Origin of the sequence: Paractinoplanes lichenicola, from assembly GCF_016785085.1 — a bacterium.
Taxonomy (GTDB): Bacteria; Actinomycetota; Actinomycetes; order Mycobacteriales; family Micromonosporaceae; genus Actinoplanes; species Actinoplanes lichenicola.
In genome coordinates this window covers 124,151-139,074 of the sequence record NZ_JAENHO010000008.1, presented here as the reverse complement: position 1 = coordinate 139,074, position 14,924 = coordinate 124,151, and the positions used below count along the sequence as shown (strand labels likewise).

9 protein-coding genes and 1 riboswitch are annotated in these 14,924 nt (G+C 72.6%); of the genes, 6 read left to right on the top strand and 3 right to left on the bottom strand.

From position 1 onward, the window contains the following. Positions 1-26: 26 nt before the first annotated feature. Complete coding sequence (locus tag JKJ07_RS27760; RefSeq protein WP_202994751.1) at positions 27-566, bottom strand: LysM peptidoglycan-binding domain-containing protein; 540 nt, start codon at positions 564-566, stop codon at positions 27-29. A 2-nt stretch (positions 567-568) separates the two neighbouring features. Continuing rightward, positions 569-714: riboswitch (cyclic di-AMP (ydaO/yuaA leader) on the bottom strand. A 189-nt stretch (positions 715-903) separates the two neighbouring features. On the opposite strand from JKJ07_RS27760, the gene JKJ07_RS27755 reads away from it, so the two are divergent. After that, positions 904-2,094 (top strand): serpin family protein, encoded by a 1,191-nt coding sequence (locus JKJ07_RS27755; protein ID WP_202994750.1) that lies wholly within the window; start codon positions 904-906, stop codon positions 2,092-2,094. On the opposite strand, the gene JKJ07_RS27750 is transcribed toward JKJ07_RS27755, so the two are convergent. Next, positions 2,091-2,522, bottom strand: coding sequence for a universal stress protein (locus JKJ07_RS27750; protein ID WP_202994749.1), 432 nt, complete (start codon positions 2,520-2,522; stop codon positions 2,091-2,093). The genes JKJ07_RS27755 and JKJ07_RS27750 overlap by 4 nt on opposite strands. Before the next feature lie 156 nt (positions 2,523-2,678). Between JKJ07_RS27750 and JKJ07_RS27745 the strand changes: the two genes are divergently transcribed. Beyond that, positions 2,679-4,586: an MFS transporter gene (locus tag JKJ07_RS27745; protein WP_202994748.1), complete on the top strand. Its 1,908-nt coding sequence runs from the start codon at positions 2,679-2,681 to the stop codon at positions 4,584-4,586. Here the strand turns inward: JKJ07_RS27745 and JKJ07_RS27740 are convergent. Next, entirely contained in the window at positions 4,564-5,673 is a 1,110-nt protein-coding gene (locus JKJ07_RS27740; RefSeq protein ID WP_202995134.1) for a M50 family metallopeptidase, read from the bottom strand. The two genes, JKJ07_RS27745 and JKJ07_RS27740, sit on opposite strands and share 23 nt — an antisense overlap. A gap of 58 nt (positions 5,674-5,731) precedes the next feature. On the opposite strand from JKJ07_RS27740, the gene JKJ07_RS27735 reads away from it, so the two are divergent. From JKJ07_RS27735 to JKJ07_RS27720, 4 genes are read left to right on the top strand one after another with little or no spacing between them, the layout of a single operon-like run. Continuing rightward, complete coding sequence (locus JKJ07_RS27735) at positions 5,732-7,036, top strand: DprA-like winged helix domain-containing protein (protein WP_202994747.1); 1,305 nt, start codon at positions 5,732-5,734, stop codon at positions 7,034-7,036. Beyond that, positions 7,033-9,660, top strand: coding sequence for a DUF7824 domain-containing protein (locus JKJ07_RS27730; protein WP_202994746.1), 2,628 nt, complete (start codon positions 7,033-7,035; stop codon positions 9,658-9,660). The genes JKJ07_RS27735 and JKJ07_RS27730 overlap by 4 nt, the downstream gene beginning before the upstream one ends. Next, positions 9,657-12,275: a DUF6493 family protein gene (locus JKJ07_RS27725; protein WP_202994745.1), complete on the top strand. Its 2,619-nt coding sequence runs from the start codon at positions 9,657-9,659 to the stop codon at positions 12,273-12,275. The genes JKJ07_RS27730 and JKJ07_RS27725 overlap by 4 nt, the downstream gene beginning before the upstream one ends. Continuing rightward, positions 12,272-14,893 (top strand): DUF6493 family protein, encoded by a 2,622-nt coding sequence (locus tag JKJ07_RS27720; protein WP_202994744.1) that lies wholly within the window; start codon positions 12,272-12,274, stop codon positions 14,891-14,893. The genes JKJ07_RS27725 and JKJ07_RS27720 overlap by 4 nt, the downstream gene beginning before the upstream one ends. The last annotated feature ends 31 nt before the right edge of the window (positions 14,894-14,924 follow it).

Below are 14,924 nucleotides of genomic sequence, written 5' to 3'. Positions count from 1 at the left end.
GCACGAGGGATGGACAGCACCGACGATCAGAGCGCGAGCCGCTGACCGGGGAAGATCAGGCTGGGGCTCTTGAGCACCGACTTGTTGAGCTTGTAGAGGGCCTTCCAGCCGCCCTTGACGTGCTGCTTGGCCGCGATGGAGGCCAGCGTGTCGCCGGAGCGCACGACGTAGTGCTTACCCGAAGCGGGCGCGGCCGGCTTCTTCGCGACCGGCTTGGCCGGGGTGCCGCCCTTCTTGCCGCAGGTGGGCCAGGCGCCGATGCCCTGCCCCTTCAGCACCTTCTCGGCGATCTTGATCTGCTCGGCCTTGGTGGCCTTGTTCGCGGTCGAGGCGAACTTCGTTCCCCCGTACGCCTTCCAGGTGCTCCGGCTGAACTGCAGGCCACCGTAGTAGCCGTTGCCGGTGTTGATGCTCCAGTTGCCGCCGGACTCGCACTTGGCGATGGCGTCCCAGTTCACGCTCGCGGCCTGGGCCGGCGACGCGGGACCGAGCAGGCCCACCGCGCCCGCTACGCCCGCCACCGTCAGGCCGAGCGCGACACGGGTCTTCTTTGCGATCTGTGCCATGAAAGAGCTACCTCCACGCCTACGAGGTGAGCTGTCGGGTTCGGGCTGGGCTGCCCGGCCGCATCACGCGGCTTCACCCCAAAGGCGCACAGCGGCGCCGAGGAACTTGTGGGTCCCCCGCTCCATGCCTTGGGTTCGTTTCCGCACGGGCGGCGGCAGGATTCGGCGTTCCGCCCGGGGTGCCCGCGACTGCGGGACTGGGCCGACGGTAACCACGCGACGACCCGTACGGCCAAACCCGAAGGGCCGATGGTGAGCTTGTTCTCATCGATGGGAGAAGCCTCAAGCCCCGCATTTCGGGCCGGAACCGGGGGCCGCCGGCACGCGTCCAAGCAGCGTGTTCCGACTTCGTGCCGCCGTCGCGGTCGCCTGCGCAATGCTCCTCACCGCCGCCTGCGGGAGCTCCGGCCCGCCCGGTGACGCCGCGCGGATCAAGGTCGAGCTGGTCGCGGCCGACGCGGCCCCGGTGGCCCGCGCCGTCAACAAGTTCGGCTTCGACCTGTTCCGCGAGGTCGATCGGAAAGAGACGAACACGGTCACCTCGCCCCTGTCGGTCGCCGTGCTGCTGGCCATGGTGTCGGCCGGCGCCGACGGGGACACCGCGGCCGAGCTGGCCCGGGTGCTGGGCCTGCGCGAGGGTCAGGACGAGCGGGTCGGGGCGCTGCTCCGTGAGCTGGCCGACACCGAGGATGTGACGTTGTCGGTGTCCGACGCGCTCTACAACGACGGCCCGCTCACCGACGATTACACCGATTTCGTCAAGCGCAGCTTCGGTGCCACCGTCGAGCAGGCCGACCTGGGCTCGGCGGACACGGCCAAGAAGATCGACGACTGGGTCGACGAGAACACCGGCGGCCGGATCACGGGCATCGCGCGCGAGCTCGGCCTGCCCAGCGCGCAGGCGGTGCTCGTACTGCTCAATGCGGTGTATTTCCTCGGGAAGTGGCAGAACGAGTTCTCGATCACGCGCGACGAGAGGTTCACCACTCCGGCCGGGCCGGTCACCGTGCCGACGATGCATCACCCGGGTGGCAGCTACGACTATGCCGAGCGCGACGGCTTTCGCATGTTGCGTCTCCCGTACGGCGAGAAGGGGCGCTACGGCATGGAAATCATCCTGTCCGAGGGCGGCGAGACGGCCGGCGCCGCCGATTGGCAGTCCCTGAGCAGCGCCCTCGCCCCGCGTGAGTTCGAGGACATCGCGCTGCCGAAGTTCGAGCTGCGCTGGCAGGCCGAACTCAACGAGCCGTTGCAGAAATTGGGCCTGAAAAGCGCGTTCGACGCGGGCACGGCGAACTTCCGGCCGATGTCACCCGACGGCCGGTGGCTCGAGCTGGTCTATCACAAGACGTACATCCGGGTCGACGAGAAGGGCACCGAGGCGGCCGGGGTCACGGGCGGAGTCATGGCGACCTCGGCCCAGGTGAACCCGGCCGTGTTCCGCGCCGACCGCCCGTTCCAGTTCACGATCTCGGACCGGGAGACCGGCACGATCGTGTTCCTCGGAGCCGTACGGGATCCGCGCTAACGCACGACAGTCACAGGGCATTTCGCGTACGCGGCGACGTGCTGGCTGACCGAGCCGAGCACCAGTCCCGCGAAGCCGCCGTGCCCGCGATGCCCGACCACGAGCAGGTCCTTGCCCGCCGACTCGTCGATCAGGATCTTCGCCGGGCGGCCCTGCCGGACCTGCGCCTGCACGGGCACCGGCGGATCCTCCCCGAGCTCCTCCTTGATCACCTGGAGCAGCTCCTCGGTGGTGGCCTGACTCGGCTCGGCCACCGCGTGCTCGGAAACGCTGGGCCCGCCCGCCGGTGGCAGCAGCGTGTGCTCCCACACGTTCAGCACGAGCAGGTCGGCGCCGTGGTCCGCCGCCTCGGCCGCGGCCCAGGTCAGGGCCTTGCGACTGCCGGGTGACCCATCGACGCCGACAACGATCGTCGTCCATGTGCTCATGCGCCCATTACAGGCCCGGCGCCGTACGCCCGGCAACGCCGCGGCCGGGAAACGGCAGTCAGCTGCATGTATCGACATCTCTGCTTGCGAGGCCGGTCGGATCGGTTTAGCGTCGAGGCAAGTGTGATCTAGATCACGGTCGAAGGGGGTTCGCCCATGACCACCACGACGTCGGACACAGTGACGACGGGACCCGGGGCGGCCGAGCACAAACCGCTGATGACCGGGCCCGCGCTGCTGATGATGAACCTCGGCTTCTTCGGGGTCCAGTTCAGCTTCGGGCTCACCCAGTCCGCGGTGAACCCGCTGTTCCTGCTGATCGGCGCGAACCCGGAACAGCTGCCGATCCTCAACCTGGCCGGGCCGGTCACCGGTCTGATCATCCAGCCCCTGATCGGCGCGATCAGCGACCGCACCTGGCATCCCCGGTTCGGCCGGCGGCGACCGTTCATCGTGGCCGGCTCGATCCTGTGCGCGATCATCCTGTTCCTGTTCCCGTTCGTCGGCGTGCTCTGGCTCGGCGTGATCTGCTTCTGGCTGCTCGACGCGGGCAACAACACCTCGATGGAGCCGTACCGGGCGTTCATCTCGGACCGGCTGCCCAAGTCACAACTGGCGCGCGGCTTCCTGACCCAGAGCATGTTCACCGGCGCCGGGGCCGTGCTGGCCAACGTGTCGCTGTTCGCGCTGCAGAAGGTCGAGGCCCTGCAGACCGAGGCGGGCAACGGAGTTCCCTACTGGATGTTCGCGTGCTTCATGATCGGCACCGTCTGCATCCTGCTCACGGTCCTCACGGCCATGGCCCGTACGAGGGAATTGAAGCCCTCGGAGGACGAGCTCGAGGAGATGGCCAACGCGCCGCGGGGACTCGGACCCGCCGTACGGGAAATCGCGGATGCCGTGCGCTCGATGCCCGTGGCCATGCACAAGATCGGCGTGGTGTTCGCCTTCCAGTGGTATGCCATGTTCATCTACTGGCAGTTCCTGGCGGTGAGCCTGGGCGAGACGGTCTTCAACGCCAACCCCGAGCAGGGCGGCCCGGCCTGGGACGACGCGATCGCGTGGAGCGGCCTGCAGAACGGCGCCTACAACTTCGTCACCATGGTCTCGGCCTTGTTCCTGGTCGGCTTCGCCCAGCGGATCGGGGCCAAGCGGGTGCACGCCCTCGCCCTCGGCCTGGCCGCGCTGGCCCTGGTCTGGCTCGCGCACATCGACAACCAGTACGTCGCGCTGGTCCCGATGATCGGCGTCGGCATCTTCTGGGCGAGCGCGGTCGGCGTGCCCTACCTGATGGTCGCCAGCATGGTGCCGGCCAAGCGCACCGGCGTCTACATGGGCATCCTGAACATGATGATCGTGGTGCCGATGCTGGTGCAGACGGTCACGTTCGGCTGGATCTACGAGCACTGGCTGGACGGCAAGGGCAGCAACGCGATCATCCTGGCCGGGGTGCTGCTGGGCATCGGCGCGGTGGCCATGCTGTGGGTCAACCCGCCCGACGAGGCCGACGAGTCCCCGATCGTCCCGCTCGGTGGCCGGCGCAGCATCACGGTCTACGATCGCGTCGTTGTCGGTTCCGACGGCACACCCACTTCCCTGTACGCGGTGGATCGCGCGGCCGAGGTGGCGCAGGCGGCCCAGGCCCGTCTCGTGGTCGTCACCGCCTATCGCGACGCCTCCGACGAGCCCGCCGCCAGCGCGCCCGGCCTGCACCGCGACATCAGCGGCGTCGAGGTGGCCCGGGAGGCTCTGAGCAAGTCGGTCACGGGGCTGACCCGGGAGCGGGCCCGCTACATCGAGCAGCTGCTGGTGCGCGGCGATCCGGCCCAGGCGCTGCTCGACACGGTCGGCAACAACCCGGCCAACCTGATCGTCGTCGGCAACCGCGGGCTGGGGGCCAGCCAGGGCGCGCTGCTCGGCTCGGTGCCGGCCGGGGTCGTACGAAATGCCGTTTGTGACGTGCTGGTGGTGCAGACCTCCGCATTGGACGAGGAACGGATGTTCCACCCTTCCTCCACCGAATCCCCTCCTACTGGCTCCCCTACTGCAGGCGAATCGGATTGACGATGTCGGCGGTGATGGTCAACGCCATCACCGCCCCGCCGATGACTATCAGCACCATCGTGGCCGGGAAAAGCCTGGTGAAGTCGACCGGGCCACCGGCCGGCCGGCCGCGCAGGCGGCGGACGAAGTCGCGGACGCGCTCGAACCACACCACGGCGATGTGACCGCCGTCGAGCGGGAGCAGCGGCAGCAGGTTGAACACGGCCAGGAACAGGTTGAGGCTGACCAGCAGCAGCACGAAGGTGGCCCACAGGCCGCGCTCGACCGCCTCTCCCCCGAGCCGGCTCGCGCCGACCATGCTGATCGGGGTGTCCGCCTCACGTTCGCCACCGATCGCCTTGATCACGGCCGGGATCCGCTCGGGGAAAGCCGCGAGCTGGCTGATGCTGCTCTTGAGGAGGTCGCCGGTGAACGCTACCGTCTCGGGCAGCCCACCCTCCACATAGGCCGGTGGCGGCTGCGGTGAGGCGCCCATCCGGCCCTGTGCGATGTCGACGGTCAAGGTCAGCGTCTCACCGCCGCGCCGCACGACCAGCGCGGTCGGGCCGTCAGCCGCCCGTACGGTGGTCAGCACGTCGGCCCAGCGCGGGGTGGGTGTGCCGCCGACCGACTCGATCCGGTCGCCCTCCCGCAGACCGGCCTCGGCCGCCGGGCAGACCGCGCCGACGCAGGACGTGCTCGCGACGACCGGCTCGGTGACCGGCCGCAGGTTGGGCAGGCCCACGGTGAGCGCCATCGCGTAGAGGATCGCCCCGGCCAGGATCACGTGCATGACCGGGCCGGCCAGCATGACCGTCGTGCGCTTCCACGTCGGGTAGCGCCACATCGCGCGCGGTTGTTCATCCGGGGTGAGCTCGTCGAGCGAGGTCAGGCCGGCGATGTCGCAGAACCCGCCGATCGGCAACGCCTTCAACCCGTATTCGGTCTCGCCGCGCCGGAACGAGAACACCGTCGGGCCCCGCCCCACGAAGAACCGCCGCACCTTCATCCCGAACGCGCGGGCGGCGAGCATGTGCCCCGCCTCGTGCCACGCGAGCGACAGGCAGATGCCGATCAGGAAGAGCAAAGTCCCCGAGATGTACGCCACCACGGGCCCGATCCTAGGCGATGGAAAACTGTCGTAGGGGTCCTCTAGGTTCTCCGGCATGGTCAGCGCAGCGGCGTACGCATACCTCGGATCCTCGGCTCTCGCCCAGGGTGATCTCACCTTGCAGACCTCGGGTGGCCCGGCGGCGCATCCGCGGTTCTTCACCGGTTTCCTGGCGAGCCCGGCCGCCACGGCGTCGGGTCTGCTCGCGGTGGCCGAGGTCGCGCGCAGCCGTTATTACCGCCCGCTCGACCCGGCCACCCTCGACCCGGTGGTGACGGCCGGCTCCGACCGGCTGCGGTTCGAGTCGTTCTCCGGCTGCTGCGGAGTCTACGCCCGGCTCGACGTGCTGCCCGCCGGCATCGACGGCGAGATCGTCGCCCACGGCACCACCAACGTCGACGTCAACGTGCCGCTGCAGCGCGCCCTGTCCCGCGTCGGCCGGGCCGACCCGATGCATCTGGCCGTCGGCCCCGACGAGCTGACCGTCACGACGTTCGACGGCCCGGTCGTCGAGCGCAAGGTGCCGCTGCCCTCCCGCTGGCTGCGCGGCTTCGCCGAGGCGCAGGTGCTCACGTCCCGTTTCGACCCGCGGGCCGAGCTCGGGGTGGCCGACGCGCGGGCCCTGCTCCAGCGGATGAGCGCGGGCGACCGCTCGGTGATGTGGGCGGTCCCGGCCGGGCGCACGCTGCGGGTCACCTCGCGTCCCGGGCCCGGGGCCATCTGCCTGCCGGGCGCCGGCCGTCTCGTCGCGCTCAAACCCTTCCTGCGGTGGGCGACGACGTTGCGGGTCTACGGCCCGGCGGTCACGGCCGGGTCCGGCCCGGTGGCCAGCACCTGGGAGCTGAGCAGCCCCGCCCTGCGGCTGTCGCTGACCCTGTCGCCCGAGCCCTATCGCGGGTTCTCGGGCGAGGGCGCGGTGCTCGAGGCGCTCGCCGCCGACGAGGCCGCCGACGACGCCGAGCTGATCAGCGCGCTGCTCTCGTGGGACCCGACGATCGACGTCGACGCGCTGGCCGTCGCCTCCGGGCTTGACGCGGGCCGGGTGCGCGACGCGCTGACCCAGCTCGGCACGGCCGGGCGGGTCGGCTTCGACGTGGCCGAGGCGGGCTATTTCCACCGCACCCTGCCCTACACGGTGGAGGGCGCGGCCAAGATGAACCCGCGCCTGGTCGCGGCGCGGGCCCTGGCCGAGTCGGGCGCGGCGAGCCCCGACGGCGTGGTCCGCAGCGGCGAAAACACGTATCACGTCCGCGACGGCGAATCCTGCACGTGCCCGTGGTGGGCCAAGCATCGCGGCGAACGCGGGCCCTGCAAGCACACCCTCGCCGTCCGCATGGTCCGGGCCGAGGTGCCGGCATGAAACTCACGTGGGACGCCCTTCGTTACAAGCCGTGGCGCGGCGGGCTGGAGGGCCTGACGACCCTGCTGGTCGAGGCCGGCGAGCCGGAACGGCTGGCGTTCGGCAAAGAGTTCGAGGCCCGGTTCAAGGCGCTCAAGGGTGACGAGTGGTGGCGGGTCCAGCCCGGCACTTTCGGGGCCTACGGGCTGGCCGCCCTGGGCACGATGCCGAGCGCGGCCCGGACGGCCGCGATACTCGGGCGGCGCACCATGCGCGACCAGTGGCGGCACATCCCGGTCCCGCTCGCTCTGCGCGTCGTGCGGGCCCGCGAGCTGCCGTGGCTGGGCGATCTGGCCGGGCGGCTCGCCGCGAAGCTCAACCCCTCAGACGCATACAACGAGAGCTGGCCGCTCCTGTCGGCCCTGCTGCTCGAATCGGAGACGGCGCCGCCGGTGTCGGAAGCCGTGGTCCGCAGCTGGGTGTTCAACGTGGTCCACTCCGGCCGGCTCCGCGACGACCCGCATCTCGACTTGTTGCTGCCCGCGGTCTTCGAGATCGACGGGCTCGGCGGCGAGCTGACCGTCAACTCGTGGGATCCCGGGAAGCGCGATGGCTTCGCCGACGCCGTCGTCCGGCTCACCGCGGAGGGCCGGCTCGAGCGCAAGGTCGTCCTCGCGGCAACCCTCGACCGGCTGGTCCGCGGGGACAGGCCGGGTTTTCTGCGGCCGTTCGGCGCGCTGCACGACATGCTGGCGCCGACGGTGGACGAGCTGGCGTCCCACGCGCTCGACTATGCACAACTGCTGCCGGGAGCACCGTCGGCGGTCGCCGGGATCGCCCAGCGGGCGCTGCGGGCGGTCGACGACGCCGGGCGGCTCGAGCTCGACACGTTGCTTGACGTCAGCCGGCCCACGTTGGTGCGTAAGGAGAAGACGCTCGTCAAGACCCAGCTGACGTGGCTCGACAAGGTCGCCCGGCGCGAGCCCGGCCGGGTCGCCGAGATTCTCGAGACGGTGGGGGCGGCCTTCGACCATCCGGCGCTCGATGTTCAGGAGCGGGCGCTGGCGCTGGTCGAAAAGCGCTCTCGGGGCCTCGACCTGGTTTGGCTGCCTTCGGCGGCGGCTGGTCTCGGTGGTGATCTGCCTGCCCGCGCGGCCCGGTTGTCCCCGGCGCCGGCCACCGGCCTTGGTCGTCCGCCGCTGCCCGGTTCGGCGCTCGCTCCCCCGCCCGGCCCGGCTTTGCTGCCGCCGGCCATCGGCAGCGTCGCCGAGTTGGCCGAGGAGGTGGCGGCGATCCTGCGGGATCCGACGGCCCTGCGCTGGGAGTGGGTGCTGGCCGGGCTGGTCACGCTGCGGACGGCCGAAGACCTGTCCCCGTTGCGACACCTGCTCGACCGCGAGGACGACTCCCTCCACAACCCGCGGCAGGCGGCGCTCGGCGTGCTGATCCGGAGCATCCTCGAGCCCGCCCGCGGCCATCTGCTGGAAACCGACCGGACCTGGCTCGAGACGCTCAGCGCCCTGCGGGATCACGCCGTCCGCGGCTCGCTGCGGCCCGGTCTGGGCGGCGCCCCCACCAAGCTGCTGACGCTGCGCATCGCCGAGGTCGCGTCGGAGTCGCCGGTGCCCCTGCTGATGGCGACGCCGACACACGTGAACGGCAGCCTCGAGCCCTCGATTCTGGTCGAGCGACTGCGGCGGGCCGAGGCCGAGGGGTGGCAACCGCTGCCGCTCGATCTCGAGCAGGCGCTGCTCCGGCTGCCGCGCGGCACCACCCCGGCGGTCGCCGAGGGGCTGACCTCGCCGGACGGGCGGCGGCTGACCGACTGGCTCGCCGCCGGTGGGCTGCCCGACCCGGTGAGCTCCCGGCACGAACAGGCGGCCCCGAGACAAGGGCCGCGGCGCTACGGCAAGCAACCCGAGTTCGGCCGTCTCGTGGTCGACCTCGACCCGGTCCGGGCCGGTGTGCTCACTGTCGAGGAGCAACTGGTGACCCTGTCCCGCTCGGCCACGGTCGCCGAGCACGTCTGGGTGACCGCCCCGACCGTGCTCGCCGCGACGCTGCCGCACCACCGCGAGGTGTGCGCGGCGTGGGCCCTGCCCGGCCTGGCCGCGCTGGCCGACCGCGACCAGCGCGCCGGCTCGACGGTGCTGCCGTTGCTGGCCGAGAACGACGGCCCGTTCGGCCCGGCGATGTCTCTCGCCGTGGCCTACGTGCTGGCCGCACGTCACGAGCTCGACCGAGCCGCGGCGGTGGACGCCTTCGTGACCCTGGCCGCCCGCGCAACGAGCGCGGTGGACGAGGCCGGCGTCGAGACCGGCGGGTTCGGCGCCTCAGTCGGCCGCGACCTGGCCCGCCTGACCACCGGTGGCATGATCAAGCTCAGCCGGGCCGTCCTGTCGCTCGCCGACGCGCACCGGGGCGGGGCCTCGGCCGCGGTGTGGGAGGTTGTGGCCGCCGCTCTGCCGCCGCTGTTGCCGGCCGCGCCGCGTGGGCTGCCCGGCCTGCTCGAGCTCGCGTCGCTGGTCGCCGCGGCCACCGGCGCCCGCGGCGAGATCCCCGGCCTGGCCGAGGTGGCCGCGCGTCCGGGGAGCACCAGCCTGCTCCGGGAGTCCCGGCGCCTGCGATCGGTGCTCGGCGCATGACCCTCACCTGGGAAGCCCTCAGCGACCACATCGGCCGGGCCGGCCCCGACGCGGTCGCCGGCCTGCTGGTCGCGGCGGCCGAGCCGGAACGCGCCGCCCTCGCCCGCGACCTCGAGGCTTTCCTCAAGTCGATGGAGCCGGAGGACTGGTGGCATTCCCGCCAGGACCCGGCCGGCGGTCTGGGCCTCGCGGTGCTGGGCACGATGCCCACCGCCGCCCGCGCGGCCGCCCTGCTCAACCGGCGCGACATGCGCGAGAAGTGGGGCCGGATCCCGGTTGCGCACGCCCTGAGCGTGGTTCGCGCCCGCGAGCTGCCCTGGCTCGGCGACCTGGCCGGCCGTCTCGTCGCCAGGCTCAGGCCGGAGGACGCCTGGCAGGGCGGCTGGTCGTTCGCGGCGGCTCTGCTGACCGAGTCGGGCGCGGAAGTGCCCATGACCGAGGGTTTCGTCGGCGGTTGGCTCCTCGCCCTCGAGCAGCAGGATTCCCACCGGCGCACGGCCTTCGTCGACCGTCTGCGCGAGACCCCGCATCTCGACACGCTGCTGCGCGCCGTGTTCGAGATCGACGGGATCGGCGCCCACCTCGGCACCACGGTGTGGGACATGGAATCCGGTGTCTGGACGGGCCGGCCCGCCTTCCCTGCCGCGGTCGCCCAGCTCGTCGCCGAGGGCCGTCTCGACCGCGCGACGATCCTGGCCGCGACCATCGACCGGCTGGTCCGCAGCGACCGCCCGGCCTTCCTGCGACCGTTCGCCCTGCTGCACGACGAACTGGCGCCGACTCTCGACGAGCAGGCCGGTCACGCGACGGACTACGCGCACCTGCTGCCGGCCGCGCCGTCCGCGATCGCCGGCACCGCCCAGCGGGCGCTGCGGGCGGTCGACGACGCCGGCCGGCTCGAGCTCGAGACGCTGCTCGACGTAAGCCGGTCCACGCTCGTGCGTAAGGAGAAGACACTCGCCAAGGCCCAGCTGACCTGGCTCGACAAGGTCGCCCGGCGCGAGCCCGGCCGGACCGGCGACATCCTCGAGACGGTGGCGGCGGCGTTCGATCACCCGGCGCTCGACATCCAGGAACGCGCGCTGACGCTGATCGAGAAGCACGCCCGGGGGCTCGATCTGTCCTGGCTGATCGACGCGGCCGCCGGGCTCGGCGGCGACCTGCCGGCCCGCGCCGCGCGACTGTCCGGCGCCCCCGCCCCGGTCGTCTCCCCTGTCCCGGCGTCTCTGCCACCGCCGTCCCCGCCGGCGGCCCTGCCCGAGCCGATCGGCAGCGTGACCGAACTGGCCGAGGAGGTGACCGCGCTGCTGCACGAGGAGACGCTCGTCGGCTGGGAGCGGGTGCTGGCCGGGCTGGTGGCGTTGCGCGGGGCCGGCGACCTGTCGCCGCTGCGTCACGTGATCGACCGTGCGGGCGAGACGCTGAGCCCGCACGGCTGGAATGAACGGCGCGCGGCGCTCGGCGTGGCGATCCGCGGTGTCCTCCGCGGCGGCCCCAGCGAACTGCGGGAGACGGGCCGGGCCTGGCGACGGCTCGTCGACGGCCTGCGACCACCCGATCTGACCGGGGACCCGACCAGGCTGCTGGCCCTGCGCATCGCCGAGGTGGCGGAGCGGCTCCATCAGGCATCCGCGGTCGTGCCGGTGGCGACGCCGACCCACGTGAACGGCAACCTCGACGCCGCGGTGCTGGTGGAGCGGCTGCGCCGGGCCGAGGCGGAGGAATGGGAGCCGCTGCCGCTCGACTTCGAGCAGGCGCTGCTCCGGCTGCCGCGCGGCACCGCCCCCGCGATCGCGGAGGGCCTGACCTCGCCGGCCGGGCGGCGGCTGGCCGAGTGGCTGGCCGGTGGCGGCCTGCCCGACCCGGTGAGCTCGCGGGTGCGGCAACCCGCCGGGAGGTCCTACTCCTGGCATGTCGGGCCACCACCCGGGATCGGGCGGGTTCTGGTCACCCTCGACCCGGTCCGAACCGGTGTGCTCGCCGTCGAGGACCAGGTGGTGATGCTGACCCGCAGATCCACGATGGGCTACGACAGCGAGGTGTCCGAGCCGGTGACGTTGGCGACGGCGCTCCCGCATCACCGTGAGATCGTCGCCGCGTGGGCGCTGCCCGGGCTGGCCGACCAGGAGGAGCGGGGCGACGAGGTCGTGCTGCCGCTGCTGGCCGAGAACGACGGCCCGTTCGGCCCCGCCATGTCGCTGGCCGTGGCCTATTCGCTCGGCGCGCGGCACGAGCTCGACCGGGCCGCGGCGGTCGACGCCTTCCTGACCCTGGCCGCGCGCGGGACCAGCGGGTTCGGCGTGGCGGTCGGGGGCGACCTCGGCGAGCTCGGGGCGCTCGGCCTGGTGAAGCTGAACCGGGCGGTGCTGCCGCTGGCCGACGCGCATCGGGCCGGGGCCTCGGCCGCGGTGTGGGAGGTGCTCGCCGCCGCCCTGCCACCCCTGCTGGCGGCCGCACCGCGCGGGTTGCCCGATCTGCTGGAGCTCGCGTCGCTGGTCGCCCCGGCCGTCGGCGCCCACGACGAGATTTCGGGGCTCGTCGAACTGGCCGCACGCAAGGGAGGCAGCCGCATGCTCAAGGAAGCCCGCAGACTGCAGGCGGTGATCACCGCATGAGCCTGACCTGGGAATCGCTGCGAGAAGAGGCCGACCCCGAGGTGGTCGCCGCGCTGCTGGTCGCGGCCACCGAACCGGAACGCCTGGCCCTGGCCCGCGACCTGGAGGCCCACGTCAAGACGATGCGGCCGGAGGAGTGGTGGGTCGACCGCGGCGGCCCGAGCGGTCCGCTGGCCCTGGTGGCGCTGGGCACGATGCCCTCCGCGGCCCGGGCCGCCGCTCTGTTCAACCGGCGCGGCCTGCGCGACAGGTGGGGCCGGATCCCGGTGCCGCACGCGTTGCGCGTGATCCGGGCCCGTGAGCTGCCCTGGCTCGGCGACCTGGCCGACCGGCTGGCCGCCCGGCTCCGGCCGGTGGACGCCTACGAGGGCGGCTGGTCCTTTGTCGCGGCGCTGTTCGCCGAGTCGGGCACGGCTCCGCCGGTCACCGAAGGGATCGCCGGCGGCTGGATCATCACCCTCCAATACGGGGATCGGCGCTGGAGCACGCACTTCGTCGACCGCCTGCGCGCGAGCCCCTATCTGGACGTCCTGCTGCCGGGGGTGTTCGAGTTCGACGGGCTCGGCGCGTACCTGACGCTGACTTTCCACGATGAATCGGCCGAGAAGCCGACCTTTCCGTCCGCGGTCGCCCAACTCGTGACCGAGGGCCGGCTCGACCGCAAAACGATCCTGGCCGCCGCCGTCGACCGCCTGGTGCGGGGCGACCGCGCGGCCTGGCTGCGGCCGTTCGCCCTGCTGCACGACGAGCTGGCCCCCACGCTCGACGAGCAGGCCGCCCACACGCTGGACTACGCGCAATTGCTGCCGGGTGCACCCTCCGCCGTCGCCGGGATCGCCCAACGGGCCCTGCTGGCGATCGACGACGCCGGTCGACTCGAGGTCGACACCCTGCTCGACGTCAGCCGGCCCACGCTGGTCCGCAAGGAGAAGACGCTCGTCAAGACCCAGCTCGCCTGGCTCGACAGGATCGCCCTGCGCGAGCCCGGCCGGGTCCCCGAGGTCCTCGAGACGATCGCCGCGGCGTTCGACCATCCGGCCCTCGACGTGCAGGAACGCGCCCTCACGCTGATCGCGAAGCACGCGCCGGGTCTCGATCTGTCATGGCTGGCCGAGGTGGCCACCGGTCTCGGCGGCGACCTGCCGGCCCGAGCGGCCCGCCTGGCCGGCGCCGCGGAACCGGAGCCGGTGGCCGCACCGGCCGCCGACGCGAGGCTGCCGCTGCCGCCCGGCCCGGCCCTGATGCCGGAGCCGATCGGCAGCGTGGCCGAGCTGGCCACGGAGATGCAGGAGGTACTGCGGCGGCAGACGGCCGTGCGGTGGGAGCGGATCCTGGCCGGCGTGATCGCGCTGCGCTCCGCGGACGACCTGACGCCGATCGGGGCGCTGCTCGAGCGGCACCCGGTGAATTTCAACAGCCACCTGCATCAACCCCGGGAGCACGCGCTCGCAGCGGTGATCCGGGCGCTGACCGGTGGGGACGCGACCAGAGATGTCGGCCACGGGCCGTGGCAGCAGCCGGTCGCCGCGATCCGGGCCCTGGCCCGCGGCGGCGACGGCACGCCGCGGCTCGACGGCCCGCCCGATCGACTGCAGACGTTGCGCATCGTCGAGGTGGCCGCCCTGCTGCGCGAGGCGCCGGTGCCGATGCTGGTGGCGACGCCGACCCACGTCAATGGCAACCTCGACGCCCCGGTGCTCGTCGAGCGGCTGCGCCGGGCCGAGGCCGAGGGCTGGACGCCCTGGCCGCTCGACTTCGAGCAGGCGTTGCTGCGGCTGCCGCGTGGCACGAGCCCGTCGGTGGCCGAGGGGCTGACCTCGCCCGCCGGGCGGCGGCTGGCCGGCTGGCTGGCCCGCGGCGGCCTTCCCGACCCGGTGGCCGGCGTGTTCGAGCAGCGTCTGGACGAGGGCCGCCTCGTGGAGCGCCGCATGGTGGTCACCCTGGCCCCGGCCCGCCCCGGCGTGCTGTCCGTCGAGGACCAGCTGGTGACTCTGACCCGTTTACAGGAGATGAGCGACGTCGGCGGATACTTCGGGAGATACCCGGACGTGCTGATCGCGGCCATGCCCCACCATCGTGAGGTGTGCACGGCCTGGTCCGTGCCCCGCCTGGCCTCGCTGGCCGACGAGGGCTACACCGGCTTCGGCTTCTCGCTGCCGTTGCTGGCCGAGGCCGGCGGCCCGTTCGGCCCGGCGTTGTCGCTGGCCGTGGCATACGCGCTGACCGCGCAGAATGAACGCGACCGGGTAGCGGCGATCGACGCGTTCCTGACGCTGGCCGCCCGCGGGACCGACGGCCTCGGCGTCGCCGTCGGGCGTGACCTGGGCGAGCTCGGCGCGCGGGGCCTGATCAAGCTGAACCGTGCCGCGACGTCGCTGGCCGACATGCACCGGGCCGGGCTGTCGGCGACGGTCTGGCAGGTTCTCACCGCGGCTCTGCCGGTGCTGCTGCCGGCCGCCCCGCGCGGGCTGCCCGACCTGCTGGAGCTGGCCTCACTGATGACCGGAGAGACGGGCCCGCGCGGCGAGATCCCCGGCTTGGCCGAGGTGGCCGCGCGCAAGGGCAGCACCCGGCTGCTGCAGGAGGCACGGCGCCTGCAAGCGCTGCTGACAACCTGAGACCGGCCGAGTGGGCAGGGCGGCCGGGCGG

Coding starts and splice junctions, on each gene's coding strand:
- JKJ07_RS27750 (WP_202994749.1), bottom strand. CDS start 2,522: ATGAGCACATGGACGACGATCGTTGTCGGCGTCGATGGGTCACCCGGC.
- JKJ07_RS27725 (WP_202994745.1), top strand. CDS start 9,657: ATGACCCTCACCTGGGAAGCCCTCAGCGACCACATCGGCCGGGCCGGC.
- JKJ07_RS27735 (WP_202994747.1), top strand. CDS start 5,732: ATGGTCAGCGCAGCGGCGTACGCATACCTCGGATCCTCGGCTCTCGCC.
- JKJ07_RS27720 (WP_202994744.1), top strand. CDS start 12,272: ATGAGCCTGACCTGGGAATCGCTGCGAGAAGAGGCCGACCCCGAGGTG.
- JKJ07_RS27730 (WP_202994746.1), top strand. CDS start 7,033: ATGAAACTCACGTGGGACGCCCTTCGTTACAAGCCGTGGCGCGGCGGG.
- JKJ07_RS27760 (WP_202994751.1), bottom strand. CDS start 566: ATGGCACAGATCGCAAAGAAGACCCGTGTCGCGCTCGGCCTGACGGTG.
- JKJ07_RS27745 (WP_202994748.1), top strand. CDS start 2,679: ATGACCACCACGACGTCGGACACAGTGACGACGGGACCCGGGGCGGCC.